The organism is Aureimonas populi, assembly GCF_017815515.1.
GTDB classification, from domain to species: domain Bacteria; phylum Pseudomonadota; class Alphaproteobacteria; order Rhizobiales; family Rhizobiaceae; genus Aureimonas; species Aureimonas populi.
Genome location: NZ_CP072611.1, coordinates 1146438 through 1172422, shown reverse-complemented (window position 1 = coordinate 1172422; position 25985 = coordinate 1146438). Strand labels below are relative to the sequence as shown.

The following is a 25985-nucleotide window of genomic DNA, read 5'->3' as shown; positions in this document are numbered from 1 at the left end:
TCCGTTCTCGGTCAGGATGGATCGGCATCGGAAAGGCTCAGCGGCTGAAGACGCGGACGAAACCGACGCTGCGCTCGATCACCAGCACCATGACGAGCGAGATGGCGATCAGCAGCACCGCCAGAACGGCCACCATCGGATCGGTGCGCTGGTCGGCATAGCGGAAGATCTCGACGGGAAGCGTCGAGAGCCTCGGCCCGACGATGAAGAGCGACAAGACGATCTCGTCGAAGGACAGGATCGAGGCGATGGCGGCAGAGGCGATCAGCCCCGGCGCGAGCTGCGGCAGCGTCACCTGCAGAAAGGTCCGCAAGGGCGGTGCCCCGAGGCTCATCGCAGCCTCTTCGACATCGGTGCCGAGGTTCGAAAGCGTCGCCTGGAGAATCCGCACGGTGAAGGGCAGCGTCATCACCAGATGCGCCAGCACGAGCCCTGGATAGGTCGCGACGAGGCCCGCCGGGGTGTAGACCATCAGTATCCCGAGCCCCAGCACGATGGTGGGCAGCACAAGCGGCATGAGGATCAGGTTGCGGACGAGGGCGCGGCCGGGGAAGTTGGTGCGCACCAGCGCCCATGCGGCCGGCAGGCCGAACAGGATGCTGAGAACGGAGACGATCCCCGCGATGATCAGGCTGTTTTTCAGCCCGTTCATGAAGTCCCGGTTCTGCAGCACGCTGGCGTACCAGTCCAGGCTCCAGCCCGAGGGCGGGAAGGAGAGGTAGCTGTCGGCGCTGAACGAGATCATCACGATGATCGCCAGCGGCAGGAAGATGGCGGCGAAGACCAGGGCCACATAGGCCCGCGCCAGCCAGGAGACGACCCGATGCATGTCAGCTCCCCCTGCGCGCGATGAGGCGGATCAGCAGCCCCATCACCAGCATGGCGATCAGGAACATCGCCAGCATCAGGAACGACAGCGCCGCCGCCATCGGCCAGTCGAGCGTCAGGAGCGCCATGTCGTAGACCTCGGTCGCCAGCAGGAACACCCTCCCCCCGCCCAGCAGCGCCGGCGTGATGAAGGACGACACCGACAGCACGAAGCCGATGGTCAGCGCCGCCACGATGGCCGGCAGGCTCAGCGGCAGGGTCACGCGCAGGAACACGACCCATGGCTGCGCCCCCAGCGACATGGCGGCATCCTCCAGCCGGCGGTCGAGCCGCCCCAGCCCGGCGGCGATGGTGAGGAACATGTAGGGCATGATGCTCTCGGACAGGCCGATCACCACGCCGGTGTAATTGTTGACCATGCGCACCGGCGCATCGGTCAGCCCCACCCCTCGCAGCAGCGAATTGATCACGCCGTCGTCGCCCAGCGTGACCATCCAGCCGAAGGCCCGCACCACTGTCGAGACCAGCAGCGGCGAGGCGGCCAGCACGATCAGCACGGTGCGCCAGCGCGAATCCATCCGCGCCAGGTAGAGCGCGATCGGGTAGGCCAGAAGCAACGCGATGACGGATGTGGTGATCGACAGCCGCAGTGTCCGGCCCAGAAGCTCCATGTAGAAGCTGTCGCCGAGAATGGTCAGATACGTGTTCGGGCTGACGGTGCGGATGATGGCGCCGAAGTTGGATTCGTTCAGCGACATGCGCAAAAGCCACATCAGCGGCGCGATGAACGACACCGCCAGCACGGCGAGCACCGGCGCGAGCAGGAGCCACGGCAGCCAGGGGCCGGGGCTGCCCGGCGGCGCGGAGACGGTGGGACGCGCCGTGAGCGCGCGGGCGGGTGCCGCGCTCATGCCGCGATCATCCGCATCTCGCCCTCGGGCCAGGAGAGGGTCACGCGGGCGCCCTCCTCGGTATGGGCCAGCCGCGCCTCGGCCGGACGCAACTCGGCGATCAGCGCCTGCCCGTCGTCCAGCAGCAGGTCGAATTCGATCATGTTGCCGACGAATACCCGGCGGCGGACCACGGCCTGAAGCCCCGCTCCCCCCGGTTCGGCCAGCAAGATGGAATGCGGACGCAGGATGGCGGTGGCCGCCGCGCCCGCCCTCACCCCCTCGGGCAGCTCTCCCGCAACGGGCAGCACCACGCCGTTGGTGTGCAGCACGGGCCGGCCGGCCTCGATGGCCAGCGTGCCGTTCAGCTCGTTTGCGCGGCCGATGAAGCGGGCGACGAAGCGCGAGGCGGCGTGGTCGTAGATTTCCTGCGGCGTGCCGATCTGCTCCAGCCGGCCCTCGTTCATCACCGCGATGCGGTCGCACATCGTGAGCGCCTCTTGCTGGTCGTGGGTGACGAACAGCGTGGTGATGCCCGTGCGCATCTGGATATCGCGGATCTCGAAGCGCATCTCGTCGCGAAGCCGGGCGTCGAGGTTCGAGAGCGGCTCGTCCAGCAGAAGGATCTCGGGCTCGATCACGATGGCGCGCGCGATGGCCACACGCTGCTGCTGCCCGCCCGACAGCTCGGACGGGCGCCGCCTGCCGAAATCCTCCAGCCGCACGGCCCGCAGGGCCTCGGCGACCCGGGCGCGGGACTCGACCTTCGCGACCCTCCGCTGTTGCAGGCCGAAGGCCACGTTCTGCTCGACGGTCATATGCGGAAACAGCGCATAGGACTGGAACACCAGCCCCAGGTTGCGCTCCCAGGGCGGGCGGGCGGTGATGTCGCGCCCGGCGATCGTGATCCGCCCCGAGGTCGGCGCCAGCAGCCCCGCGAACATCCGCAGCGTGGTGGACTTGCCGCAGCCCGAGGGGCCCAGCAGGCCGATGAACTCGCCCTTCCCGATGTCGAAGCTCAGCCGGTCCACGGCGGGCCGCGCGCCGCCGTAGTCGAAGGTCAGCGCCTCGATGCGGATATGCGCCCGGCCCTCTTCACGGTCCGCCGGCACCATGGGCTCAGTTCCCGGCCGAGATGATCTGCCGGCGCCATAGCTGGTTCCATTCGTCGTTCCTGGTCGCCACCCAGGCCCAGTCCAGCGGCAGCATCCCGTCCATTTCGTTGATCGAGGTGCGTGCGCTCGCCTCCTCCGATACTTCGGTCAGCGCGTTGACGGGGGCGTAATACATCGCCTCGGTGAAGGCCGCCTGCGCTTCGGGCGAAAGCGCATAGTCGATGAAGGCGGCGGCGGCCTGTGCATTGGCAGAGCCTTCGGTCAGGTTGATCGTGTTGATCTGCAGGACGCTGCCCTCCTCGGGCAGGACGACGCCCTGAAGCCCGTCGGACTGCACGGCATAGGTCTGCGCGCGGGCGTTCCACCCGGTCGCGATGTCCACCGTGCCGTTCAGCACCAGCGTGTAGCTGTCGGGACGCGGATCGAAGGTCTGGACCGAGGGCGCAAGCTCGCTGAGCTTCGCCACCGCCTGCTCGACGCTCTCGGTGTAGTCCTCGCCCAGCATGGAGGAGGTGATGAGCATCAGCCCGGTGCCGAGGATGCTGGGCATCGCGGTCGCCGCGATCCGCCCGGCATGGGCAGGGTCCCACAGGTCGGCGATCCCCGCGGGCGCCTCGGGAACGGTCCGGGTGTTGTAGATCAGCACGAGGCTGTCGAATGTCACCGCAGGGCCGTAGCCTTCCTGCACCGTGGCGGCGGGCACCAGATCGGCGAGGTTCGGCACCTCTTCCTGCGACAGCGGCGCGAGCAGCCCCTCGCGGTTGCCGATGAGCGAGGTGGACACGTCGAAGATCACCACGTCGGTCTGCGGGCTGCCCGCCTGCGAGCGCAGCGTTCCCAGCATCTGCGCCGAGCCGGGCTGGCCGAAATAGTTCACCGTCACATCGGGATAAAGCTCCATGAAGGGCTCGATCACGGCTGCGGTGTAGTTGTCCTTGAAGATGCCGGAATAGGCCATCAGCGTGATCTCGCCGGAAACATCGGCGGCGGACTGGGCATGGGCGGCGGGCGCGAGCACCGCCAGCGCGGCGCTTGCCATGAGCGTTCTTGCCAAGGCAGGCAGGTCGTGAATGGTCATCGATGCTCTCCTGTTGGACGACGGATGCAGCCGGCGGGCCCGCCGGCCGTAGCGTGGACTACGGCCAGTGCCCCAAGACGGGTTCGGCCGGTGCCCGCCAGCAGCTTCGGACCGGCATCATGACCGGAATGGCGCTTGCCGCCGGATCCGATCGAATTTCGCAGGCAGGCCCGTTCGAACGCTTCCGGGCGGGCCGCGCCGATGGTCTCTCCTGACGTTTCGATCAACGAGGACGATGCCCGGGCCTGCCGGCGGCGCGTTCAATATCCTCTGCCGGCATCCGCCAGATCCGGCACGGTGCCATGTTCGTCGAAGGCCCGGATGTTCGTCGCCACGATCCGGCTGCCGGTCGGTGCGTCGATCAGCGAGGCGACATGCGGCGTCACCGTGATCTTCGGGTGCCCCCAGAACGGATGGTCCTCCGGCAGCGGCTCGATATGGAACACGTCCAGCGTCGCCCCGCCGATCTGCCCCGCGTCGAGCGCGGCCAAAAGGTCCCGGTCCACCAGATGCGGCCCGCGCGCGGCATTGACGATCGACGCCCCTCGCGGCAGGCGGTTGAACGTATCGGCATTCAGGATGCCTTGCGTCGCATCGGTCAGCGGCAGCAGGCAGACGAGGATCTCGGTGCCCTCCAGAAAGGCGCCGAACTCCCCGGCGCCGGCATAGGTGGTGACGCCCGCAACCTCCTTCGGGCCGCGCGACCAGCCGACCGTCCGGAAGCCGAGATTCGCCAGCGCCTGCGCCGCCACCGCGCCCAGATTGCCAAGCCCCATCACGCCCACGCGCCGCCCCGTCGCCGGCGGCACCACGATCTGCTCCCAGACCACCTTCGCCTCGTTGGCCTGCATCTCGGGCAGCGCGCGGTGATGCCGCAGCACATGCAGCACCACGTATTCCTTCATCCTCTGCGTCAGGTCGGCGCCCACGGTGCGGATGATCGGCACGCCACGCGGCAGTTCGCCGTCGGTCAGCACATGGTCGATCCCGGCGCCCAGCGAGACGATCGCCTTGAGGTTGACGAACCGCTTCATCGCCCCCGTCGCCGGCCGCCACACCACCGCATATTCGACGGAGGCCGGATCCTCGACGGCGGCCATCGGGGCGATGTCCCAGTCCGGCATCAGGTCGCGCAGCATGCTGCACCAGTACTCCACCTTGTCCTCGCTGGGCAGCGTCACCGCAATCGTCATGTCGGATCCTGTCACGGCTGAGTTCGCAGCCAGTGTTTCGACGCGGCGCCCGCGCGTCAAAACGAAAAAACCACGTTGGCCTATAGAAAATTTTTATGACAACATGGAGCCATTGCACCCGTCCGCGAAAGGAGCCGCGCTTGAACCTCAAGCAGATGGAGGCGTTCTACTGGCTCACGCAGTTGAAGAGCCACCAGCGGGTGGCCGACCACCTGGGTCTGACGCAACCCGCCGTATCGGCGCGCATTTCCGGACTCGAGGAGAGCCTCGGCGTCCAGCTCGTCGATCGCGGCCAGCCCGGCTTCGCACTGACCGAACAGGGCTACGAGGTCGCCGAATATGCGGAAACCTTCCTCAACCTCGCCGAGACGTTGAGGTCGCGCCTGCATGTGAAGAGAAAGCGGCGTTTCTCCATCGGCCTCGTCGGCATGGTCACGATGACCTGGGGGATCGCCCTGCGCGCCAAGATCGCCGCGCAGCCCGGCGGCGCGATGGTGGATGTGCACTCGGCGCCCAATGTCGAGATTCGCCAGAAGCTGCGCTCGGGCGCGCTCGACATGGCCTTCGTCACCGGCGAGGCCGGGCTTTCCCAGGTGCAGAGCAGCTTTTCGGTGCTCTATCGCGTGGGGTGGGTGGCGCGCCCCGATGTGATCGGCGGCGCCGGCCGCGTGATGACGCCGCGGCAACTGCGCGAACTGCCGCTGATCTTCTATCCCCACAGCTCGCCGCTGTTCGGCCCCGTTGCCGACATGGTCGAGGAGACGCGCCGCCGCCCCAACGCCCGGCATACCGCCAGCTCGCTCGGCATGATCTGCGAGATGGTGCGCGCGGGCTACGGCGCCTCGGCGCTTCCGCTGGCGGCGGTGGAGCGCGAGATCGCCAATGGCATGCTGGTCGAGATCCCGACCACCGTGCAGCTCGCGCCGCTGGACGTGCGCTGCGTCCATCTGAACAAGGCCCGCAAGTCCCAGAGCGAGGAGGTGTTTGCGATGGCCCATCAAGCGGCGCGGGAATGGTGCGTCGCCCATCCCCGCTATATGACGTTCAAGGAGGGATGAAGCCGGGCTCGACATCGTCGCTCTCGCCAATGATCCCCCGACGAGCTTGCACAGATGCCGGAGGGGAGCTCCTTCTTCGCCGCATCGATGAGATGGAACCTCAGCGACTTCCCTCCTTGGCGAAAAAAGTCGCCGCCCTCTTCGGGATCTCGCGCTCTTGTCGACGGATCTCGTTCAACTCCGCTGCCAAATCCTCCTGCCGTTCGGGAGGCGGTGCTGTCGCCACACGATCGAGAAAACCGCACTAGGCTCGCCGCCATGATCACCGAAGAGGCGCAGTTCATACTCCGACCCGCGATGTGGAAGGTGGTCAGGGACTTTGCAGGTGACGACTTGGGCCTTGCCTCCGGCCACCGGATTGCGCTCTGCGCATGTGCTAACCTTTCCGTCTGGCGAAGAGAACGAAGCTGCAAAGCGCGGCGGCGAGGTTGTAGATGGTCGCGACTGCGAACGCCTGCGCGAATGCCGTCTCGCGCGCTCCGACCGCGAGCGAGCCAGTCGAGGCCGTGAATGAGAAGAAGATCACGCCGACAACCGTGACGCCGATTGATGTTCCTACCAGTTGCATGGTGCTGAGCGCGCCGGACGCCATGCCAGCCTCGCGTTCCTCGACGCTGCCAAGGATGGCGTTGATTGCCAGCGGCGAGAGCCTCAAGGGTGATCTGAGGATAGCTGAAATAGCGCGCGAGCGTATCGCTTATCAGCCCGGGAAGAAGCGTATCATCTATCCCATCGGAACCGGCGAGGCCGATCTGCCAAGCTTTCCAGTTGTCACCCGAAACGCCGGTGTCGTAAACCCAGGAGGAGGCGACCGGCGTGCCGTCGGCGGCGAGCGGTCCCCGGAACGCCGCGGTGATGGCTTGCACTTTTTCCTGCGACAGGCACTCGTCGCCCTGTCCGGCGTGGCACTGAAGGACGCTCGGGTCGAAGTTGCAGCTTTTCTGATCGAAGACCATTCCGTCCTCGGCGCCGTCCAGCTCGTCGCATTGCGCCAGGATTCCGGCGGACAGGAGGCTGAGGTCTCCCTCGGTCAGGGACATCGCCAGCCTTGGTTTGCCGTCGGCCGCGCCGGGTGCGATGCCGGCGTAGACCTTCTGGCTGTAGTTCGCCAGAACCGTCGACCGGCTGAGATGAAAGGCCGGGTTCCCCGCCACGATGCCGTCGAAGAGTTCGGAATGGCGTTGCGCGGCGATCATCGCCTCGCGGCCGCCGTTGGAGCAGCCTTCGAAATAGGTCCGCGACGGCTCGCTTCCGGTCAGGCGCGCGACGAAGCCGGTCGCCACCCGGGTGACCTTGCCGATCGCGCCATAGGCGAAGTTGATCTTGGCGACCTCATCCTTGCCGAATTCGGCATCGGGCCCCTCATGTCCGCTGTCCGTGCTCACCACCGCGAAGCCACGCGCCAGAGCCACCGGGGCGCTGGAGCCGTTGCTGATGTTGGTTCCCATCGCCGGGCTGAGAGAACCGTTCAGGCCGCTGCCGCCCTGATAGAGCAGGCGTCCATTCCAGTCTTCCGGGACCCGCAGTTCGAAACGGATCGCGAACTCCGTGCCATCCACACCCTTGCGGCTCTCGAATTCCCCCTGGACGAGGCAGTGCGCACCGATCCCGGTATCGCTTTCCCGGGCCGTTCCGTTCGGCGTTCCGGATGCGGCGAGAACGGGGCCGGGCGCCACGCGCTCGACCTTCGCGGGCCGGATGCCCGATGCGATCTCCGGCGACAGCGCACCTGCAACGCATAAGCCGCCAAATGCCTCGTCCGGTACCGAGGGCGTTTGGGCAAGAGCCGCGCTCGCCGAGAAAAGAGCTGAAAGGACCAGCGCATACCTGCTCGTTACCACATTGCTCTCCTACGGCAACCATCGAATTCCCTCGGAGCGACAAGTCCTTCGAGGTGCTATAGCGGCGTCTTATCTCGGCCTGATCGAGCGTTACGCGATCGCGATCCCCGCCCCGGCGCGTCGTTTCGGCGAGATGCGCGAGAGGCTGGAGGAGGGCCTCAGGGATTGCGTAAGGGCCATCGAGGCAGGGCTATGAGCCGCCTTCCGGCGTGCAACCGACGCCGGATATCCGAAATCGCACACCGGACAGGATAGCTTGCCCATCAAATAGATTGAATCCAATCTATTTGGATCATATTCATATGGCATGGCAGATGGCTTTTCCCCCCGCGAACATTTCGGCATGCTCTTCGTCGGAACCGCCCGCCGCTGGCGCGCGGCGCTCGATGCGCGTCTTGCCGATATCGGCCTTTCGGATGCAACCTGGGGGCCGCTCGTCCATGTCAGCCGGTCCGGCGGCGGCCTGTCCCAGAAGGAACTGGCCGCGCGCGTCGGCATCGACGGATCGAGCCTTGTCCGGCTGCTCGATATCCTGAGCGCGAAGGAACTGATCGAGCGCCGTCAGGACCCCTCGGACCGGCGCTCGAACCTGCTGTTCCTGACAGAGGCCGGGACTTCCGCCGTGCAGGAGATCCATCGCGTTCTGCTGGAGATCGAGGCGCAGTTGCTCGCCGATGTCGATGACGTGGAAATAGCTGCGCTGACGGATGCTCTCGAACGGATCGATGCACGCGTGACGTCGATACGCCGCGAGGAGGTGTAGCCCGCCGATGAACGCGCGCGCCGCCCTCGAACGGCTCGGGTTCGACCCGGCCCGCCTGAGCTACATGCTGCGAACGGCGCTGGCCGCCTGCTGCGCGGTCCTGCTGGCCTGGGGGCTGGGGCTGGAGCATCCGCAATGGTCCGGGATGACCGTCTGGGCGGCGTCACAACCGATGCGCGGCCATCTTGCTCGAAAAGAGCCTCTTTCGGGTTCTGGGCACGATCGTCGGCTCGCTGTTCGGCATCCTGCTCCTTGTCGCCTCCGATGGCCAGACCTGGGCGATCGTCATCGGCCTGTCCCTCTGGGTCGGCCTCTGTGCCGGTGCAGGCAATGTGGTGCGCGGCTTCCTGTCCTATGGTGTCATACTGGCCGGGTATTCCGCCTCGATGGTCACGCTTCTGCACAGCGCGCGATCGGCCGGCCATCTCGCGGTCGGGGTCGACCGCATGCTGACCGTTCTGATCGGCGTGGGGATCGCGCTGGCGATCGGATGGCTCTTTGCCGGGCGAAACGATCCGGACAGCCTCGGCCTGCGCGTCCGGCGGCTGTCGCGCCGCATCCTCGAGGATCTGGCCCACCATCTGGAGGGGACGCGGTCCCACGACGTCAACGAGCATCAACGCCTTCTGGCCGAAATGGCCGTGATCGAGGACGAACTCGACGGCCACGCCGCCGGTTCATTGCGCTCCCGCGACGGCGTCCGCTCGGTCCGACGGCTGTTGTCGGCGCAGGTCGCGATGCTGCTCTGGACGCGGCGACGGCAGCCTCCTGCCGGAGAAAGCCCGCTGACCGTCGCACTGAAGGATGCCGCCGCCGCCCTCGAGCTGCCGGGAGGGACGGGAACGGCGAACGCCGCGCTTCGCCGGTCGGTGGAGCTGGCGGCGGCGGATCCCGCCATGCATGAGACGCTCGCCGCGCTGGCCCGGGCCATTCATGCGCAGGGCGCCGCGACGGGGAACGAGGCCCGGTCTCCTGCTTCCTCCGGTGTCGTTCTGCACCGGGACTGGATCGGCGCCCGTGAGGCCCTGCTGCGGGCGGGCGGCGTCACGCTCGCGGTGGGCCTTCTGTGGCTGGCGACGGGCTGGCCGGCCGGCTCGCTCATGATGCTCGGGATCACCATCATGACGACCGTCTTCTCCACCGCCGACAATCCGGCGCATACGATGCGCTATGTCATGATCGGCCAGAGTCTCGGCGCGGCGGGGGCGCTGGCGTGCCGGTGGCTGATCTGGCCGCTCGCGACCGGCGAACCCGGCCTCGTCGTGTCGATGTTTCCCTTCATCCTGCTTGGCGGCGTCCTCTTCGCCCATCGCCGGACCGCGCCCGTCGGCTTCGACTACAACATGATCCTGCTGCTGCTCTTGCAGCCGGCCTGGCCACTGGCCGGCAGCTTCGCCGGTTCCCTGACCACTGCCGTCGCGGTCGTTCTGGCGCCGATGGTCGCGCTGGTCGCCTACCGGCTGATCTTCCCGGTCAGCGGAGAACGGCGGATGCGGACGCTGATCGCCATGATGGTCCGCGAGATCGAGGCGATGGCGGCCCGTCCAGGTGTTTCCAGGCAGCGGGCCGTGTGGCGGGCGCGCCTCTATCACCGCGTGCTGCGTCTGGTGCGATGGGCCGAGAAGACCGGCGCCAGCCCGGAACGGGTGATCGAAGGCGGTTTCGCGGTCCTGCTGCTCGGCAGCGCGATCCTTCATATCGACGAGCTGCTGCTCAAGCCGGATCTGGCGGCCGGAACACGCCGGAAGCTGGAAGCGGCGCGCGCGCGGCTTCGACGGGTCGGCAGCGATCCCCGCCGCGCCGTCAAGGCATTGACCGATGTCGCGCGGTATCTTGAGAAGGAACCCGACGCCGACCCGGCGCTTCTGCGGGAGGCTGCCGCGGAACTGTCGGAGCAGAACCGGTTCTTTCAGGAAGCCAAGAGCGATATCGCACTTCCGACCGACGTCCCCCGCCCGACTGGCGTCAGGCGGTCACGCCCGTCGCGCGCCATTGAGGCCTCAAGGCCGGCTCGCGGGAAAGACGGTGGTTCATGACAAGCCGTTTCGCCCTGTAGTCCAGCTTCGCCGCACCCTGTCGCGCCTTGTTGCTGCTGCTCGTAACCGCTCAGATCTGTTAATCCGGCGCGGCGCATCTGCTGCCCGGCCTCAGTGCCGACATCATCGGCCGGGCGTCATGGACGGCGAGGGCGGCGATATCCTGAACCATTCTCTGGTGATGCTGGCGGCAGCCGGAGCGCAGGTCGTTTTCGCCGTCCGTGTCATGTGGCTGGAACGCGCCCATCGCGATCGGCTTCGGGCAGGACCTGCGCTCGGCCGTTTTCGGCCATGTCCTGAGCTTCTCGCCGGCCGAGCGACGCCGCCTGCCGTCGCCAGGCTCAGGACTCATCGATCAGAGCCAGAAGATGACGGTGGCCACGATGCAGATAGTCGAGAAGCGACTTCTTCAGATCGTCCGGAAGCCCGTCACGGGCGAGAACCGCCTGCGGATCGCATCCCGCCAGAAGCTGGTCCAGAAGCTCTTAGCCATGCGATGGTCCTTTTCTGCCCATCAGCATGGCCTCGCGCACAGAATTCCTGACAGGCTCGCGCTCGGCGGACTGCCCCTGTCGTCGTGGCGCTCCCATGCTGAACTTCGCCCATGGTGCATCCTTCGATTCGGACGACAAGGATGCTCCATCAAAGCCTGGGATCAAACGTCTAGACCAGGACGACGATCTTGCCTTCCGCCGCGTTCATCTCCATGCAACGATGGGCCTCGACGATTTCGTCCAGGGAAAAGACGCGCCCGAGCCTGATGGGCAGCGTGCCGGCCGCGATGTCGTCCACCAGCGACTGGAAGGGCATTTCGATGAAGTCGGCCACCCCGCCGCTATAGGCCGTCAGCGAGACGCGGCTGGGGATCGCGTTCATCGGCGCGAAATCGTCGATCGTCCACTTGTTCCCCACGATGCCGGCCATGCAGACCACGCCTCCGCGATCGGCACAGGCCAGGGAATCCATGAGCGTCGTCGTGCCGACAAGCTCCAGAACCTTGTCGAAGCGCTGGCCCGTCGCCGCAAGCGCGCCGTCGTCGATGAGCACGCCGTGCGCGCCCAGGCCTTCGAGCGCCTCGGCACGGCCCGGCCTCCGGGTGGTGGCCGTCACCCGCGCGCCCGCGCGCCGCGCCAGCGCGATCGCCGCCATTCCCACCGATGTCGTGCCGCCCCGCACCAGCAGCCGCTGCCCCTCGCGCAGGTCGAGGGAGGAGAACAGGGCACCCCAGGCCGTCTGGAGCATTTCGGGCAGTGCGCCGAGAACCTCCCAGGGAAGGGAGGTCTCGACCCGCGCCACCTGGCCGGCCGGCACGCAGGTATATTGCGCATAGCCGCCGTCGAAACGCCGGCCCATGCCGCCCATCGCGGTGGCGACGACCTCGCCTTCGGCGAATTCGCCGCCCGGCGCCTCGTCCACGATCCCCACCGCCTCGATGCCGGGCACGCGCGGAAACGCCACAGAGGGCGAATGCCCCTGGCGGGTGAACAGCTCGGAACGGTTCAGGCCGAAGGCCTTCACGGCGATGCGAACCTGCCCGCGCGCCGGAACGGGAACCGGCCGTTCCTCGATGCGAAGAACCTCCGGCCCGCCGGGTGCGCGAATGACGACGGCCTTCATGGTGCCCATGGGCATGGCCCCGCCATGCGAGGGCACGGCCGCGCCCTCAGGTGAAGACCATCCCGCCATCGACAAGGATCGACTGGCCGGTCACGTAGTCGGAATCCGGCCCGGCCAGGAAGGCCACGCAGGCCGCGACGTCGTCGGCCTCGGAAACGCGCTTGAGGGTGATGTTCCTGGCGAACTGCTCCATGCCCCAGTCGAAGGACTCGCCGGCATTGTCGGCCAGATCCTGCGCCACCTTCTGCATCATGGGCGTGTTGACGATGCCGGGGCAGTAGGCGTTGACAGTGATGCCGAGCGGGGCGAGGTCGCGCGCGGCGGTCTGCGTGATGCCCCGCACGGCGAACTTCGAGCCACTGTAGGCGGCCAGCTCCGGATTGCCGATATGCCCGGCCTGCGAGCAGGCATTGATGATCTTGCCGCCGTGCCCGAGCTCCTTGAACGCCTTGACGGCGGCCTGGATGCCCCAGAGGACGCCGCCCACATTGATGTCGAAGACGCGGCGGTAGATGTCCGGCGTGATGGATTCGATCGGCGTGATCGGCGCGACGCCGGCATTGTTGATGACGACATCGAGCCCGCCCAGCTCCTTCACGGTCGTCTCGACCGCGGCGAACACGGAATCGCGGTCGGCCACATCCACCTCGACGACGCAGGCCTTGCCCCCTGCCGTCTCGATCTTGCCCCGCACGGACTCGGCCGTGGTCAGGTTCATGTCCGCCAATGCGACGGCGAACCCATCCTTCGCCAGGCGCAGGGCGATCGCCTCGCCGATGCCCTGGCCGGCGCCGGTGACGAAGGCGACCTTTCCCGAATTCCTGTCCATCGTCTGCTCCTTGATCCTGCCTGTTGCGGCCAACACGGCATCATGCCCGTTCCGGCCATGGACGGTGAGAGAGCGATATCGGTCGGCCGGGCCTTCCGGGAAGGCCCGGCCGGTCGATCAGTTGCTGCTTTCGCGGGGCTGCGCAGGCTCCAGGAACTCCAGCGGCGGGAGGGAGGCCTGGTAGGCTTCGATATCGGTGAGGAGCAGGCGCGCCTGCGTTCCCCAGCCGCCGACGAGGACATCGGTCTTGCCGTCGCCGTCCAGGTCGCCCTGTCCCATGCTCCAGCTCCGCCCGACGGTGATGCCCGGAACGACGTCCAGCGTCACGTCCTCGAAGCGCCCCTCGCCGTCGTTCTGCCAGGCCCGAAGCTGAAGGGGAACGAAGCCCGGCACCTCGATGGCGCCGACCAGGAGGTCGGGCGCGCCATCCTCGTTGAAATCGACGACCGTGCCCGCCCAGCTCGAGAAGCGATGGGAGGGCAGGCGCTCGGCGGTCTCGTCTCGGAAGCGGCCATTGCCGTCGTTGACCAGGAGCCGCGCCTGCGGGTCGTTCACCCAGCCGGCATTGTTGCTGGTGATGCTGAAGAAGACGATGTCGTTGTGGCCGTCCCCGTTCACGTCGAGAACGTGCACCTCGCGCGTCTCCATGGGAACGCTCAGGTCCAGCCGGTCGGACTCGTCGGTGAAGCGACCCTCCCCGTCATTGATCAACAGGCGGTTGGGGTGGGCCGGGCTCGCCAGGACCATGTCGAGGTCGCCGTCCCCGTCCATGTCCGCCAGCGCGACGCCCTCGGTCTGGTCGTCGGCCTCCGGCAGATGGGTCTGTGTGGCATCGATGAAGTGGCCGGGCCGCTCCGGATCGTTGAGGAACAGCAGGTTGCGGGCCGGCACGGTGGAGGCTCCGTGGTCGACCTCGCCCGTGCTGCCGACCACGATGTCGGGCAGGCCGTCGCCGTTCACGTCGCCCACCGCCAGGCCGTTGCCCTGGCTCGAGGCGGGCAGGCGGTCGCTGGCGTCGGTGAAGCCGCCCTCGCCATCGCCCAGGAAGAGCTGGTGCACCTCGTCCGACTCGGCGACGAAGACGACATCCATGTTGCCGTCGCCGTCGAAATCGGCCGCGCGCACATGCTCGCTGTCGTGGATCACGTCGCCGAAGGCGTCGGGCTGGTAGGAGAGCTTGCCCCCGCCCTCGTTCAGGTAGAGGCGGTTGACCCCGTATTCGACGGACAGGACCACATCGAGATCCCCGTCGTGATCGACGTCGATGAAGACGGAATCGGTCGCATGCAGGCTCGGTGCGAGCGGCATGTGCGTGGCGGTGGCGTCGACGAAGGCCGAGGACGGCGCCTCGGGAATGAGGACGAACGCGTCGTCGGCGGGGTTGCGCGGGGCCTGTTCCTGCGCGCCGGCCGAGAGGGCCACAAGGCAGACCGAGGCGGTCCACGCGAATCCGGTGAGGAGGTTCCGTTTCATGGCAATCCTTTTCATGTCCAGGGGACCGGCCGGAAGGGCCCGGCCGGTCCGATGCTCGGGTTTCGGCGCGAAGAGGCAGCTCCTGGCGGCCTCGCCGGCGCCGGGCCGCCGGCCTGCCCGAAGGCGAAGGCGGGCGGCCCGTTCGGATCCCGAAGGCGATGGTCCCTCCCCGGCCGTGCCGGGGCGGGCTCACTCCTCCAGAACCGCCATGATCCTCTCGATGAGGACCATATCCTCTCGCGCATCGGCGATGTCGGTGCCGACCGGCGCGCCCTCGCACAGCGCGGCGTGGAAATTCGCCCATTCCAGAACGAAGGCGTCCTGCCGCGCCGGCTGAAGGAAGGTCTCCTTCACGCCGGCTTCGCCTTCGCACTCGGTGACGCGCAGCGTGGCCGGCAGATGCCGGACGAAGGGGGTATCGTAATCGAGCCGGACGGTCTTCTCCTCGCCCAGCACCTCCATGCGCGCGTCGAAGCGGGCAAGCCGGTCGATGCCCGTCTCGAAATGGCAGATGAAGTCGCCATAGTCGAAATCGACGCTGAAGAAACGCCCGTCGCGGCGATGGCGGGCCGAGAGCACGCGCTCGGGCATGCCGAGGAGGCCGCGCATCACCGAGAGGTCGTGCGTGGACAGGCCCAGCAGCAACATGTGCACGAAGGCGCGGGGCCCCTCGGTGGTGCCGGCAACGGCGAGCGTGGCCTGCGCATCCGCCTCTGCGGCCTCCGCCCGGCGCTCGGGCGGAACGTCGTCGCCCGTCACGATGGCGGAGGTGGGATCGAGGAAGGCGCTGTTGGGGCCGATGATGGCGCGCAGGCGCGCCAGGTTGATGCCCGCCCTCATGGGCTGGACCAGCCGCCTGGCCTCATGGAAGGCCTGCGTGTGCCGGCGCATGTAGCCGATCTGGACGATCGCGCCCGTCTCGCGCTGCGCAGCCGCCAGCGCGTCCGCCTCCGGCAGCGTCATGCACATGGGCTTCTCGATCAGGACATGGCGCCCCGCGCGCATGGCCGCGATGGCGTGCCGGGCATGGAGCGCGCTCGGGCTGGCGACGAGCACCGCGTCGATCTGCGGATCCTCCAGCAGCGCCTCTATGGAGTCGTGCACCGCCGCGCCGGGCATCCGCGCGGCGAGCTGCCGGCCAACGGAGGGCGAGGCGTCGTAAAGGGCCCTGATGGCGAAACGCTCCCCCAACTGGCCGAGCGCGGGGATATGCAGGTGTTGCGTCACCATCCCGCAGCCGATGAGGCCGATTCCCAAGGTCTTCATGGCCGCTCCCTGCGGTGTTTCATCCGGACCGTTCGCCACGGGGCTACTGCGCCAGGAACGAACGCAGGTCCGCCACGAACTTCACGGGGTTCTTCTGCATCAGGAAGTGGTCGCCCTCCTCCTCGCTGGTGTAGCTGTAGAGGCGCCCGTCCGGCACGGTCTCGGCGATCCAGGCCTGGCTCGGCAGGTTGTTGCTCTCCTCGCCCGAGAAGACGGCCACGGGTATGTCGAGCTTGTTGCGGATCACGTCCCGCCAGTCGTTCGTCACGTGGTCGAACAGGACGCGCATGGTGGAGGCGGGGTCCACGTCGATCACCGCCTCGGTCAGGCCGGCCGCATTCTGGGCGTAGGGCGAGTCCAGCATCTGCGAGCGATGCACGACCTTCATGTCGACCACCTGCTGGTTGGTCGGCGCGCCCTGGAAGGCGGCGATCATCCGCTCGGGCGAGGTGGTCATGCCGCCGGCATCCAGCCGCTCCTCCTCGGACCAGTCCGCGTGGGTGTAGATCGACACGGGCTGGTCGACGAAGACCGCCTTGGAGATCCGGTCCGTCCCGAACAGGTCGATATAGCCCCAGATGACCGCGACTCCCATGGACCAGCCGGCCAGCACGGTCTTCTCCAGGCCGGCATGGTCGAGGAACTCGTTCAGGTCCATGGAATAGCGCGCGATCCGCGCGCCCTTGGGCGTCTCTTCCGAGAGGCCCTGGTTGCGCGGGTCGAGGACGTAGACGTGATGGGTCTGCGACAGGAGCCACAACTGGTTGATCAGCTCCGCCCCATTGGCCCCGAAGGCGGGGACGAAGACGATGGGCTCGCCGCTTCCCGCCTCCCAGTAGCTCAGCCGCACGCCGTCATTGGTGGTGAAGTCGTTGATCTGCAAGCCGGTGAAGTCCGACAGCTTCTCGGGCATGCCCTCGATGCGGTTCGCGAAGGTGTAATCCGTGCCTAGCACCTCGACGGCCGGCCCGGCGAGGGCCGAGGTCGCGAGCAGGGGCAGCGAGATCAGGGCAGAGATGACGCGGCGCTTCATGGGGTCGGTCCTCGGCTTTCATTCGTCCATCGGCCGGCAGCGAAGGCCGCCGGCCTCGAAAAGCGGAAACGTCCGGCTTCGCGGACGTCGAAGCTGATAGCGTCAGCCGTACAGCTTGCCGCCACCGGCCCAGTCGGACGGCTTCACGTCCTCGAAGATCACGTAGATATAGCTCGCATCGGTCTTCGTGTTCCGCACGATGCTCTCGGTGATCTCCTCGGCGACCTTCTGCTTTTCCTCGGCGGACTTGCCTTCGAACCAGCTAACGCGCACCATGGGCATGACGATCCCTTCCCTTTTCCAAACAGGCGGCAGGCCCGTCCGCCGTCCCATGACGACGCGGCGAGGCTTGCGGTCCACTAGATAGGCGTGTCATCCAGAACGTATAATGCGCCTTTGGTGACTTCACAGTGGAGCGATTTTCTACAATGGCGCAGATGGACAATCTCGCCGGCGTGCAGGCCTTCGTGGAAACCGCGCGGCACATGAACTTCACCGAGGCGGCGCGGACGCTGGGCGTGACCAAGTCGGCGGTGGGCAAGAGCGTGAGCCGGCTGGAGGCCCGGCTCGGCGCCAAGCTGATCCACCGCAGCACCCGCAGGCTGGTGCTGACGGCGGACGGCGAGGCCTATCTGGCCGTCGCACGCCGCGCGCTGGAGGAGATCGGCGCGGCGGAAACCTTCCTGTCGAGCGGCAACCACGATATCTCCGGGCGCCTGCGCATCGATGCGCCGGCGGCCTGGGGGCGCCAGGTGCTGCTGCCCGTCCTGGTCGAGATCACGCGGGAGCATCCCGGCCTGCACCTCTCGCTGTCCTTCGCGGACCGGATCATCGACCCGATCGAGGAGCGCGTCGATCTGGTGATCCGGTTCGGCGAGACGCCAGACACGGCGGGCCTCATCAGCCGAAAGCTGGCCGAGCAGCGCGCGCCTCTCGTCGCCGCCCCCGACTACATCGCGCGCCGGGGCGCTCCCGCGACGCCGGAGGAGCTTCACCAGCACGACTGCATCACCGTGGTTCGCCGCGATGCGCCGATCGGCTATCGGATCGCGCGCGGCGACAGGCCGGCTGAGCGCCTGAGCGTGCTTCCCACGCACGAGATCGGCGACGGGGCGGCGATGGTGGAGGCCGCGATCGCGGGGCTGGGCATCGCCCAGATGCCGCTGTCCCTCGTGGCCCGGGCGCTGGCGGAAGGCAGGCTGGTCGAGGTCCTTCCCGCCTACGGCACGGCGCCCGTCGGCATCTACGCCCTTTGGCCCGAGACGCGCCACCTCCTGGCGCGCGTTCGCCATGTGGTGGACGTGCTCGTGGACAAGGGGCAGCAGGGCGCGCTCTAGAAGAGCCGCCCCGGCCCTCAGGCGAGCGCGTTGGCGACATCCTGCAGATGCGGGATGATCTCGGCGCGCGCGCGCTCCTCGGTCCACAGCGTTCCCGAGAGCGAGCAGTGCACGGCGTAGAGGCCGCCATCGGGCGCCTGGAGCGGCACCGCGGCGCTCACCTCGTTGAGCATGAGCTGGTTGACGGTGACGGCGACGCGCTCGCGCGAGGCGCGCTCCACGCGCTCGGCCAGCAGCGCGCGGTCCATCAGAGTGAGGGAGGTGAAGCGGCGAACCCGCCATGAAGCGACCGCGCTGGCCCGCTCGCCCGGGGCGCGGCAGCCCAGCATGACGCAGCCGCTCGCCGTATTGAGCGCGGGCACGCGCCGCCCGGGAATCATCGCGGGAAAGCTCGTGCGCGCGCTCGGCAGGCGCACCAGGTAGACGATGTCCTGCCCGTCGAGCCGGGCGAGATTGACCGTCTCGCCCAGCGACTGGTGCAGGTCGATCAGCCGCGGCATGGCCGAGCGCACCATGGGGTCGGCCCACAGATAGGCGTTGGCCAGTTCCATGAAGCGCACCGAAGGGCGGAAGCGGCGCGTCACCCTGTCCTTCTCCAGATAGCCGAGCTGGTGGAAGGTCGCCGCAAAACGCTGCGTGGCGCTTTTGTCCAACCCCGCAGCCTCCGACAAATCGCGCAGGGCCATCTCCGGCCGCTCCTCCCCGAAGGCCGCCAGAACGCGCATCGCCTTCTCCAGCGAGGAGACGAAGAGTCGCCCCGCCAGGGGCGCGCCCGTCGCGCTCTCGCCCGCTTCATCCTCCGCCATGGGCAGACTGCCTGTTTTTTAATCTCTCAAGAGACTTGACGTCGATTTGGACATGCATGAGGATCGATGCATTATGCGACCTCTCGTATCGTATTGCGATACACTATGGACCCTCAGGGAAGCGGATGCAACCTGCGTCCGCCACCCGAAAACCGGAGAGCCCTTCAATGCCCGTCGCCCCCAACTTCCGTCGCGCTCTCCTCGCCGCCGGCGCGCTCGCGGCCCTGCTGCCCTTCGCCGGCATCCAGCCGGCGGGCGCGCAGGAGGTGCGCGCGGTCATGCATTCGGCCATCCGCATCCTCGACCCGATCATCACCACCGCGCACATCACGCGGAACCATGGCTACATGATCTACGACACGCTGCTGGGCATGGACGAGAACTACCAGCCGCAGCCGCAGATGGCCGAATGGGAGGTCTCCGAGGACGGCCTCGTCTATCGCTTCACCCTGCGCGAGGGCCTGACCTGGCATGACGGCACGCCGGTCACCGCCGCCGACTGCGTCGCGTCGCTGGAGCGGTGGGCGGAGCGCGACCTCGGCGGGCAGATGCTGATGGAGCACACGCAGAGCCTGGAGGCCGAGGGCGACGACGTGATCGTCCTGACGCTTTCCGAGCCCTTCACCTATGTGGCCGAGCTTCTGGCCAAGCCCTCGTCCGTGCCCGCCTTCATGATGCCCGCGCGCATCGCCGCCACGCCCGCGAGCGAGGCCATCGAGGAACATGTCGGCTCCGGCCCCTTCCGCTTCATGGTGGACGAGTTCCAGCCGGGCGTGCAGGCCGTCTACGAGAAGTTCGAGGCGTATGTGCCGCGCGAGGAGCCGGCGAGCTGGACCGCCGGCGGCAAGGTGGTGAACGTGGACCGCGTCGTCTGGGTGGCGATGCCCGACGCGCAGACCTCCATGAACGCGCTGATGGGCGGGGAGATCGACTTCATCGAGCAGGTCCCCCTCGACCTCCTGCCCATCCTGGAGACCAATCCCGAGCTGACCGTCTCCGTGGTCAACGAACTGGGCGGGCAGACCATGGGGCGGATGAACTTCCTCCATCCGCCCTTCGACGATCCGGCGATCCGCCGCGCCGCGCTCACCGCGCTCAGCCAGGAGGAGACGCTGGCGGCCTTCATCGGCAATCCCGATTACTACAATGTCTGCGGCTCCTTCTACGGCTGCGGCACGCCGCTGGCCACCGAGCCAGACCCGTCGCTCATCGCCTCGGGCGACACGGAGCGGGCGCGCGCGATGCTGGAGGAGGCCGGATATGACGGCACGCCCGTGGTGCTTCTCCAGCCCACGGACGTGGCGACGGTCTCGGCCCAGCCCGTCGTCGCCGCCCAGTCGCTGCGCGCGGCCGGCTTCAACGTCGACATGCAGCCGATGGACTGGCAGAGCGTGGTGACGCGCCGCGCCAGCCAGGAGCTGCCGGCGAACGGCGGCTGGAACATGTTCTTCACCAACTGGGTGGTCCCCGAGATCTGGAACCCGGTGGTCAACCCGATGCTGGGCGGGGCGGGGCGCGAGGACGGCTGGTTCGGCTGGCCGGACGACGCGGCGCTGGACGACATGCGCCGGGAGTTCGCCGCGGCCGAGACGGACGAGGCGCGCCTGGAAATCGCCACGCGCATCCAGACCCACGCGCTGGAGAACGTCATCTACGTTCCGCTCGGCGAGTACCGCTCCCCGAGTGCCTGGACAAGCGCCATCGGCAACGTCCTTCCCTCGCCCGCGCCGGTCTTCTGGAACCTCACGAAGTCGCAGTAGCCGGCTCCGGCCGCTCCCGGCGGGCGCGACAGGCGCCCGCCCTTCCCTCACCTGGATGCAGACGATGATCGCCTATGTTCTGCGCCGTCTCGTGGCGGCCATCCCCGTTCTCCTCGTCGTCGCGGTCTTCGTGTTCGCGCTCCTGCGGCTTGCGGGCGGCGACCCGGCGGCGATCATCGCCGGCGACATGGCCACCCCCCAGCAGCTCGCCGACATCCGCGCCCGGCTGGGGCTCGACGAGCCCCTGGTGGTGCAGTTCTTCACCTGGATCGGGCAGTTCCTGTCGGGCGATCTGGGCACCTCGCTCATCTCGCGCACGCCGGTCTCGACGCTGATCCAGCAGCGGCTGGAGCCGACGATCTCGCTGGCCGTCACCTCCATCATCCTCACCGTGGTCATCGCCGTGCCGCTCGGCGTCCTCGCCGCCTGGCGCCATGGCGGGCTGCTCGACAATTTCGTCTCCGCCGCCACCGTCCTCGGCTTCTCCGTGCCGGTCTTCGTGGTCGGCTATCTCCTGATCCAGCTCTTCGCCAACGAGCTGCGCTGGCTGCCGGTGCAGGGCTTTCGCCCCATCTCCGAGGGGCCGGTGCCGTTCCTGCGCACCATCGTCCTGCCGGCCTTCACCCTCTCCTCCATCTATGTCGCGCTGATCGCGCGCATGACGCGCGCGGCCATGCTCGACGTCCTGGGGGAGGACTATGTGAGGACGGCCCACGCCAAGGGCCTGCCGGAGCGCGTGGTGCTCTTCCGCCACGCGCTGCGAAACGCGGCGGTGCCCATCCTCACCGTGATCGGAACGGGCTTCGCGCTGATGATCTCGGGCGTCGTCGTCACCGAAAGCGTCTTCAACATTCCCGGCCTCGGGCGCCTCACGGTGGATGCGATCCTGGCGCGCGACTATCCCGTCATCCAGGCGCTGATCCTGCTCACGAGCTTCGTCTACGTCCTCATCAACCTCCTGATCGACCTCTCCTACGCCGCGCTGGACCCGAGGATCCGTTACTGATGAGTCTCGCCGCCAACACACCCGGCACGCCCCTGTCGCGCCTGCTGCCGAAGCTGTCGGGCTCCCTCGCCCCGCTGCTCGCCGCGATCGTCCTGATCGTGGTCGTCCTCGCCGCGCTGCTGGCGCCCTGGCTGGCCACGCACGACCCCGTGGCCATGTCGCCGGCGAACCGCCTCCAGTCGTCGAGCGAGGCCTATCTCCTGGGCACCGACGCCTATGGCCGCGACATCTTCTCGCGCATCCTCTACGGGGCGCGCACCTCGCTCCTCGTCGGCGTCGGCACGGCGGCCATCGCGCTTCTCATCGGCCTGCCGCTCGGGCTCCTCTCCGGCTTCTTCCGCTGGCTGGACGCGGTGCTGATGCGCGTCATGGACGGGCTGATGGCCATCCCCGGCATTCTCCTCGCCATCGCGGTGGTGGCGCTCGCCGGTTCCTCGATCCTCACCGTGATGATCGCCATCACCATCCCCGAGGTGCCGCGCGTCGTGCGCCTCGTGCGCTCCGTGGTGCTGTCCGCGCGCGAGGAGCCTTACGTGGAGGCGGCCATCGCGCTGGGCACCTCGCTGCCGCGCATCATGGTGCGGCACCTGATGCCGAACACGCTGGCGCCGCTCATCATCCAGGGCACCTATATCGCGGCCTCCGCCATCCTCACCGAGGCGATCCTCTCCTTCCTCGGCGCGGGCATCGGCACGGAGACGCCCTCCTGGGGCAACATCATGTCGGAGGGCCGGCTCTACTTCCAGATCAAGCCCTCGCTGATCTTCTGGCCCGGCCTCATCCTGTCGCTGTGCATCCTGTCCATCAACATCCTGGGCGACAAGATCCGCGATCTTCTCGACCCGCGCATGAAACTGCGGAGGGCCTGAGCCATGAGCGAGACCGCCGAGCCGATCCTGTCCGTGCGCGACCTCGTGGTGGAAACCATCGGCTACGACCGGCGCCCCATCCTGGAGAGCATCTCGCTCGACGTCAGGGCCGGCGAGACGCTCTGCGTCGTGGGCGAAAGCGGCTCGGGCAAGTCCGTCACCTCGCTTGCGGTGATGGGCCTCCTGCCCAGGAAGTCGCTGCGCATGGCCTCGGGCTCCATCCGCCTTGCCGGCGAGGAGCTGGCGGGCGCCAGCGGCGCGCATCTTCGCAGCCTGCGCGCCACGCGCATGGCGATGATCTTCCAGGAGCCGATGACGGCACTGAACCCGGTGCTCACGGTCGGGCGCCAGATCGAGGAGGTGCTGGAGACCCATTCGCGCCTCGGGGCGGGCGAGCGCCGGGCCCGCGTGCTCGACATGCTGGAGAAGGTGCACCTGCCCGATATCGAGCGCGTCTACCGCTCCTATCCCCACCAGCTTTCCGGCGGCCAGCGCCAGCGCATCATGATCGCGATGGCCCTCGTCCTCCAGCCCAAGCTCCTCATCGCCGACGAGCCGACCACCGCGCTCGACGTGACGACGCAGGCCCAGATCCTCCTTCTCATCCGCGAGCTTCAGGAGAAGCACGGCACCGCCGTCCTCTTCATCACCCACGACATGGGCGTCGTCGCCGACATCGCCGACCGCGTCGTGGTGGTGCGCCGTGGCAGGCAGGTGGAGGAAGGGCCGGTCAAGCGCATCCTGGCCGAGCCGCGCGAGACCTACACGCAGGACCTCCTGCGCTCGGTCCCCGCGCTCAGCCCCCGCCCGGCGCGGCCCGAGACCAGCCAGCGCACGGTTCTGGAGACCATCGAGCTGACCAAGCGCTATCACCGCCCCGCCCTGTTCGGGAAGGGCGCGGAGACGGTGGCGGCCGACGCGGTCAGCTTCACCCTGAAGCGCGGGCGCACGCTCGGCATCGTGGGCGAATCGGGCTCGGGCAAGTCCACCGTGGCGCGCTGCGTGATGCGTCTCGTGGACCCCTCCTCCGGCGCCATCCGCGTGCGGGGGGAGGACATATCGGACCTCGGGCGCGCCGCGCTGCGCCCGCATCGCCGCCATATCCAGATGGTGTTCCAGGACCCCAACCGCTCGCTCAACCCGCGCATCCCCATCGGCGAGAGCATCATCGAGGGGCCGGTGAACTACGGCACGCCGCGAGCCGAGGCATTGAAGCGCGCGCGCGAGCTGCTCGATCTGGTGGGCCTGCCGCCGGACGCGGTGACGCGCCATCCGCACGAATTCTCCGGCGGCCAGCGCCAGCGCATCGCCATCGCAAGGGCGCTGGCGATGGAGCCGGAGATCATCGTCGCGGACGAGGCCGTCTCCGCGCTCGACGTCTCGGTGCAGGCGCAGGTGCTCGACCTCCTGGCCGACATCCAGGAGCGGCTCGGCGTCGCCATCCTCTTCATCACCCACGACCTTCGCGTCGCCGCGCAGATCTGCGACGACATCATCGTGATGCAGAAGGGCCGGATCGTGGAGCAGGGCGAGGCCGCGCGCGTGCTGACCGCGCCGGCCGAAGCCTATACGCGCGCCCTGTTCGAGGCCGCGCCCGGCCGACACTGGGATTTCCCGAACTTCCGCCCCCTCGGGGCGCCGCCCGTGGAGACCGCACCGTCATGACGACGCCGCCGATCGCCCCCCGGATCGCCATCGCCGGCTTCCTGCACGAGACCAACACCTTCGCGCCCACCAAGGCCGGCATGGAAGCCTTCCTCCACGGCGGCGGCTGGCCGGCGCTCGCCACCGGCGAGGCGCTGGTGGAGGCGGTGCGCGACACCAATGTCGGCGCCTTCGGCTTCATCGAGGAAGCGAGGGGCCGGGGCTGGCGGCTCGCCCCGCTCCTGTGGTGCGCGGCCAGCCCCTCCGCCCATGTCACGCGGGACGCCTTCGAGCGCATCGCGGCCGACCTTCTCCAGCGGCTCGAGGCGGCCCTGCCGGTGGAGGGCGTCTATCTCGACCTGCACGGGGCGGTGGTGGCCGAGCACCTGCCGGACGGCGAGGGCGAGATCCTTTCGCGCGTGCGCGCCCTTGTCGGGCCCGACGTGCCGGTGGTCTCCAGCCTCGACCTGCACGGCAACGTCACCGGGCGCATGGTGGAGGCGGCCGACGGCCTCGTCGCCTACCGCACCTATCCGCATGTGGACATGGCCGATACGGGCCGGCGGGCGGCCAATCTGATGGCGCGGCTGCTTACCGGCCAGCGCTTCGCCAAGGCGTTCCGCCAGCTTCCCTTCCTCATCCCCATCGCATGGCAAGGCACGGGCTTCGAACCCTGCCGCTCTCTCTATGCGCTCCTGGAGGAGATGGAGGGCGGCGATATCGCCTCCCTCTCCTTCCTGCCCGGTTTTCCGGCCGCCGACTTCGCCGATTGCGGCCCGAGCGTCGTCGCCTACGGCGCGACGCAGGATGCTGCCGATGCGGCGGCGGACCGCCTCGGCGGGGCGGTGGCCGATGCCGAAACCGCCTTCGCGGGCCGGGCCTACGAACCGCTCGCCGCCGTGCGCGAGGCGATGCGCCTGGCCGAAGGCGCAAGCGGTCCCGTGGTGATCGCCGACACGCAGGACAATCCCGGCGCGGGCGGCAATTCAGACACCACCGGCATGCTGCGCGCGCTGGTGGAGGCGGGCGCCCAGAACGCCGCCATCGGCCTGATCGTCGATCCCGAGGCGGCGCGAAAGGCCCACGAGGCCGGCGTCGGCGCCACGGTCACGCTCGCTCTCGGCGGGCTTTCGGCCATTGCGGGCGACACGCCCTTCGAGGGCACCTTCACCGTGGAGGCCCTGTCGGACGGTCATCTCGTTGCCCTGGGACCCTTCTACGGCGGGGCGCGCCATCGCCTCGGCCCCTCGGCCTCTCTTCGCATCGGCGGCGTGCGGGTCGTTCTGGCCTCGAACAAGACGCAGATGGCCGATCGCGAGATGTTCCGCTTCCTGGGCATCGAGCCGGAGAGCGCGCGCATCCTCGTCGTGAAGTCCTCGGTGCATTTCCGCGCCGATTTCGAACCCATCGCGAGCGCGATCCTCGTGGCCACCGCGCCCGGCCCCATGCCGCTCGACCCGGCCAGCCTGCCCTTTCGACATCTGCGGGAGGGCGTGCGGCTTTCCCCGCGCGCCATCGCCGCCTGACAAACCGGACCCTTCCC

The 25985-nt window shown here is 68.2% G+C and carries 21 protein-coding genes and 3 pseudogenes; 10 read left to right on the top strand and 14 right to left on the bottom strand.

Features of this window, described 5'->3' with window-relative positions:
* Positions 1-37: 37 nt before the first annotated feature.
* From J7654_RS05400 to J7654_RS05380, 5 genes are all read right to left on the bottom strand, one after another.
* Positions 38-829, bottom strand: coding sequence for an ABC transporter permease (locus tag J7654_RS05400; RefSeq protein WP_209738859.1), 792 nt, complete (start codon positions 827-829; stop codon positions 38-40).
* A gap of 1 nt (position 830) precedes the next feature.
* Entirely contained in the window at positions 831-1739 is a 909-nt protein-coding gene (locus tag J7654_RS05395) for an ABC transporter permease (RefSeq protein WP_209738857.1), read from the bottom strand.
* Positions 1736-2833, bottom strand: a complete 1098-nt coding sequence (locus J7654_RS05390; RefSeq protein WP_209738855.1) for an ABC transporter ATP-binding protein — start codon at positions 2831-2833, stop codon at positions 1736-1738. The genes J7654_RS05395 and J7654_RS05390 overlap by 4 nt, the downstream gene beginning before the upstream one ends.
* Before the next feature lie 4 nt (positions 2834-2837).
* Positions 2838-3911 (bottom strand): ABC transporter substrate-binding protein, encoded by a 1074-nt coding sequence (locus tag J7654_RS05385; RefSeq protein WP_209738854.1) that lies wholly within the window; start codon positions 3909-3911, stop codon positions 2838-2840.
* A gap of 260 nt (positions 3912-4171) precedes the next feature.
* Positions 4172-5104, bottom strand: coding sequence for a 2-hydroxyacid dehydrogenase (locus J7654_RS05380; protein ID WP_209738853.1), 933 nt, complete (start codon positions 5102-5104; stop codon positions 4172-4174).
* Between the two features lie 140 nt (positions 5105-5244).
* On the opposite strand from J7654_RS05380, the gene J7654_RS05375 reads away from it, so the two are divergent.
* Entirely contained in the window at positions 5245-6162 is a 918-nt protein-coding gene (locus J7654_RS05375) for a LysR family transcriptional regulator (protein WP_209738852.1), read from the top strand.
* A 30-nt stretch (positions 6163-6192) separates the two neighbouring features.
* Here J7654_RS05375 and J7654_RS05370 read toward each other — a convergent pair.
* Together J7654_RS05370 and J7654_RS05365 are read right to left on the bottom strand one after the other, a co-directional pair.
* A pseudogene (locus J7654_RS05370) lies at positions 6193-6379 on the bottom strand (IS3 family transposase); the annotation flags it as partial.
* A gap of 475 nt (positions 6380-6854) precedes the next feature.
* Positions 6855-7721, bottom strand: a pseudogene (locus tag J7654_RS05365) (tannase/feruloyl esterase family alpha/beta hydrolase); the annotation flags it as partial.
* Positions 7722-8346: 625 nt separating this feature from the next.
* Here J7654_RS05365 and J7654_RS05360 point away from each other — a divergent pair.
* The 3 genes and pseudogenes from J7654_RS05360 (at position 8347) to J7654_RS05350 (ending at position 10802) form a co-directional block, all read left to right on the top strand.
* Positions 8347-8766, top strand: a complete 420-nt coding sequence (locus tag J7654_RS05360) for a MarR family winged helix-turn-helix transcriptional regulator (protein WP_245195662.1) — start codon at positions 8347-8349, stop codon at positions 8764-8766.
* A 7-nt stretch (positions 8767-8773) separates the two neighbouring features.
* Positions 8774-8902 (top strand): annotated as a pseudogene (locus J7654_RS18490) (hypothetical protein); the annotation flags it as partial.
* 49 nt (positions 8903-8951) lie between these two features.
* Complete coding sequence (locus J7654_RS05350) at positions 8952-10802, top strand: FUSC family protein (protein WP_209738850.1); 1851 nt, start codon at positions 8952-8954, stop codon at positions 10800-10802.
* 663 nt (positions 10803-11465) lie between these two features.
* Here the strand turns inward: J7654_RS05350 and J7654_RS05345 are convergent.
* From J7654_RS05345 to J7654_RS05320, 6 genes are all read right to left on the bottom strand, one after another.
* Entirely contained in the window at positions 11466-12434 is a 969-nt protein-coding gene (locus tag J7654_RS05345) for a zinc-binding alcohol dehydrogenase family protein (protein ID WP_245195660.1), read from the bottom strand.
* 31 nt (positions 12435-12465) lie between these two features.
* On the bottom strand, positions 12466-13248 hold the full coding sequence (locus J7654_RS05340; RefSeq protein WP_209738849.1) for a (S)-acetoin forming diacetyl reductase: 783 nt from the start codon (positions 13246-13248) through the stop codon (positions 12466-12468).
* Between the two features lie 117 nt (positions 13249-13365).
* Complete coding sequence (locus J7654_RS05335; RefSeq protein ID WP_209738848.1) at positions 13366-14721, bottom strand: FG-GAP repeat domain-containing protein; 1356 nt, start codon at positions 14719-14721, stop codon at positions 13366-13368.
* 189 nt (positions 14722-14910) lie between these two features.
* A complete protein-coding gene (locus J7654_RS05330; protein ID WP_209738847.1) occupies positions 14911-15987 on the bottom strand; it encodes a Gfo/Idh/MocA family oxidoreductase in 1077 nt (358 codons plus the stop codon).
* A gap of 43 nt (positions 15988-16030) precedes the next feature.
* Entirely contained in the window at positions 16031-17020 is a 990-nt protein-coding gene (locus J7654_RS05325; protein WP_209738846.1) for an alpha/beta fold hydrolase, read from the bottom strand.
* Between the two features lie 102 nt (positions 17021-17122).
* The gene (locus J7654_RS05320) at positions 17123-17302 is read right to left on the bottom strand and encodes a tautomerase family protein (protein WP_209738844.1); all 180 of its coding nucleotides are present in this window, start codon (positions 17300-17302) and stop codon (positions 17123-17125) included.
* A gap of 146 nt (positions 17303-17448) precedes the next feature.
* On the opposite strand from J7654_RS05320, the gene J7654_RS05315 reads away from it, so the two are divergent.
* Positions 17449-18357: a LysR family transcriptional regulator gene (locus tag J7654_RS05315; RefSeq protein WP_209738842.1), complete on the top strand. Its 909-nt coding sequence runs from the start codon at positions 17449-17451 to the stop codon at positions 18355-18357.
* Between the two features lie 17 nt (positions 18358-18374).
* Here J7654_RS05315 and J7654_RS05310 read toward each other — a convergent pair whose 3' ends face one another.
* Positions 18375-19163 carry an IclR family transcriptional regulator gene (locus J7654_RS05310; protein WP_209738840.1) on the bottom strand — a complete coding sequence of 263 codons (789 nt, stop codon included), beginning with the start codon at positions 19161-19163 and terminating at the stop codon, positions 18375-18377.
* A 167-nt stretch (positions 19164-19330) separates the two neighbouring features.
* On the opposite strand from J7654_RS05310, the gene J7654_RS05305 reads away from it, so the two are divergent.
* The 5 genes from J7654_RS05305 (at position 19331) to J7654_RS05285 (ending at position 25968) form a co-directional block, all read left to right on the top strand.
* Complete coding sequence (locus J7654_RS05305; protein WP_209738839.1) at positions 19331-20923, top strand: ABC transporter substrate-binding protein; 1593 nt, start codon at positions 19331-19333, stop codon at positions 20921-20923.
* Between the two features lie 64 nt (positions 20924-20987).
* Complete coding sequence (locus tag J7654_RS05300) at positions 20988-21929, top strand: ABC transporter permease (protein ID WP_209738837.1); 942 nt, start codon at positions 20988-20990, stop codon at positions 21927-21929.
* Complete coding sequence (locus tag J7654_RS05295; RefSeq protein ID WP_209738835.1) at positions 21929-22798, top strand: ABC transporter permease; 870 nt, start codon at positions 21929-21931, stop codon at positions 22796-22798. The genes J7654_RS05300 and J7654_RS05295 overlap by 1 nt, the downstream gene beginning before the upstream one ends.
* A 3-nt stretch (positions 22799-22801) precedes the next feature.
* Entirely contained in the window at positions 22802-24463 is a 1662-nt protein-coding gene (locus J7654_RS05290) for a dipeptide ABC transporter ATP-binding protein (protein ID WP_209738833.1), read from the top strand.
* Complete coding sequence (locus J7654_RS05285; RefSeq protein WP_209738831.1) at positions 24460-25968, top strand: M81 family metallopeptidase; 1509 nt, start codon at positions 24460-24462, stop codon at positions 25966-25968. The genes J7654_RS05290 and J7654_RS05285 overlap by 4 nt, the downstream gene beginning before the upstream one ends.
* The last annotated feature ends 17 nt before the right edge of the window (positions 25969-25985 follow it).

Bases quoted from the DNA above. Each gene is read 5' to 3' on its own strand.
- J7654_RS05315 (WP_209738842.1), top strand. From the start codon at position 17,449: ATGGCGCAGATGGACAATCTCGCCGGCGTGCAGGCCTTCGTGGAAACC.
- J7654_RS05285 (WP_209738831.1), top strand. From the start codon at position 24,460: ATGACGACGCCGCCGATCGCCCCCCGGATCGCCATCGCCGGCTTCCTG.
- J7654_RS05325 (WP_209738846.1), bottom strand. From the start codon at position 17,020: ATGAAGCGCCGCGTCATCTCTGCCCTGATCTCGCTGCCCCTGCTCGCG.
- J7654_RS05305 (WP_209738839.1), top strand. From the start codon at position 19,331: ATGCCCGTCGCCCCCAACTTCCGTCGCGCTCTCCTCGCCGCCGGCGCG.
- J7654_RS05330 (WP_209738847.1), bottom strand. From the start codon at position 15,987: ATGAAGACCTTGGGAATCGGCCTCATCGGCTGCGGGATGGTGACGCAA.
- J7654_RS05320 (WP_209738844.1), bottom strand. From the start codon at position 17,302: ATGCCCATGGTGCGCGTTAGCTGGTTCGAAGGCAAGTCCGCCGAGGAA.
- J7654_RS05310 (WP_209738840.1), bottom strand. From the start codon at position 19,163: ATGGCGGAGGATGAAGCGGGCGAGAGCGCGACGGGCGCGCCCCTGGCG.
- J7654_RS05390 (WP_209738855.1), bottom strand. From the start codon at position 2,833: ATGGTGCCGGCGGACCGTGAAGAGGGCCGGGCGCATATCCGCATCGAG.
- J7654_RS05360 (WP_245195662.1), top strand. From the start codon at position 8,347: ATGCTCTTCGTCGGAACCGCCCGCCGCTGGCGCGCGGCGCTCGATGCG.
- J7654_RS05290 (WP_209738833.1), top strand. From the start codon at position 22,802: ATGAGCGAGACCGCCGAGCCGATCCTGTCCGTGCGCGACCTCGTGGTG.
- J7654_RS05345 (WP_245195660.1), bottom strand. From the start codon at position 12,434: ATGCCCATGGGCACCATGAAGGCCGTCGTCATTCGCGCACCCGGCGGG.
- J7654_RS05380 (WP_209738853.1), bottom strand. From the start codon at position 5,104: ATGACGATTGCGGTGACGCTGCCCAGCGAGGACAAGGTGGAGTACTGG.
- J7654_RS05295 (WP_209738835.1), top strand. From the start codon at position 21,929: ATGAGTCTCGCCGCCAACACACCCGGCACGCCCCTGTCGCGCCTGCTG.
- J7654_RS05300 (WP_209738837.1), top strand. From the start codon at position 20,988: ATGATCGCCTATGTTCTGCGCCGTCTCGTGGCGGCCATCCCCGTTCTC.
- J7654_RS05340 (WP_209738849.1), bottom strand. From the start codon at position 13,248: ATGGACAGGAATTCGGGAAAGGTCGCCTTCGTCACCGGCGCCGGCCAG.
- J7654_RS05385 (WP_209738854.1), bottom strand. From the start codon at position 3,911: ATGACCATTCACGACCTGCCTGCCTTGGCAAGAACGCTCATGGCAAGC.
- J7654_RS05400 (WP_209738859.1), bottom strand. From the start codon at position 829: ATGCATCGGGTCGTCTCCTGGCTGGCGCGGGCCTATGTGGCCCTGGTC.
- J7654_RS05335 (WP_209738848.1), bottom strand. From the start codon at position 14,721: ATGAAACGGAACCTCCTCACCGGATTCGCGTGGACCGCCTCGGTCTGC.
- J7654_RS05395 (WP_209738857.1), bottom strand. From the start codon at position 1,739: ATGAGCGCGGCACCCGCCCGCGCGCTCACGGCGCGTCCCACCGTCTCC.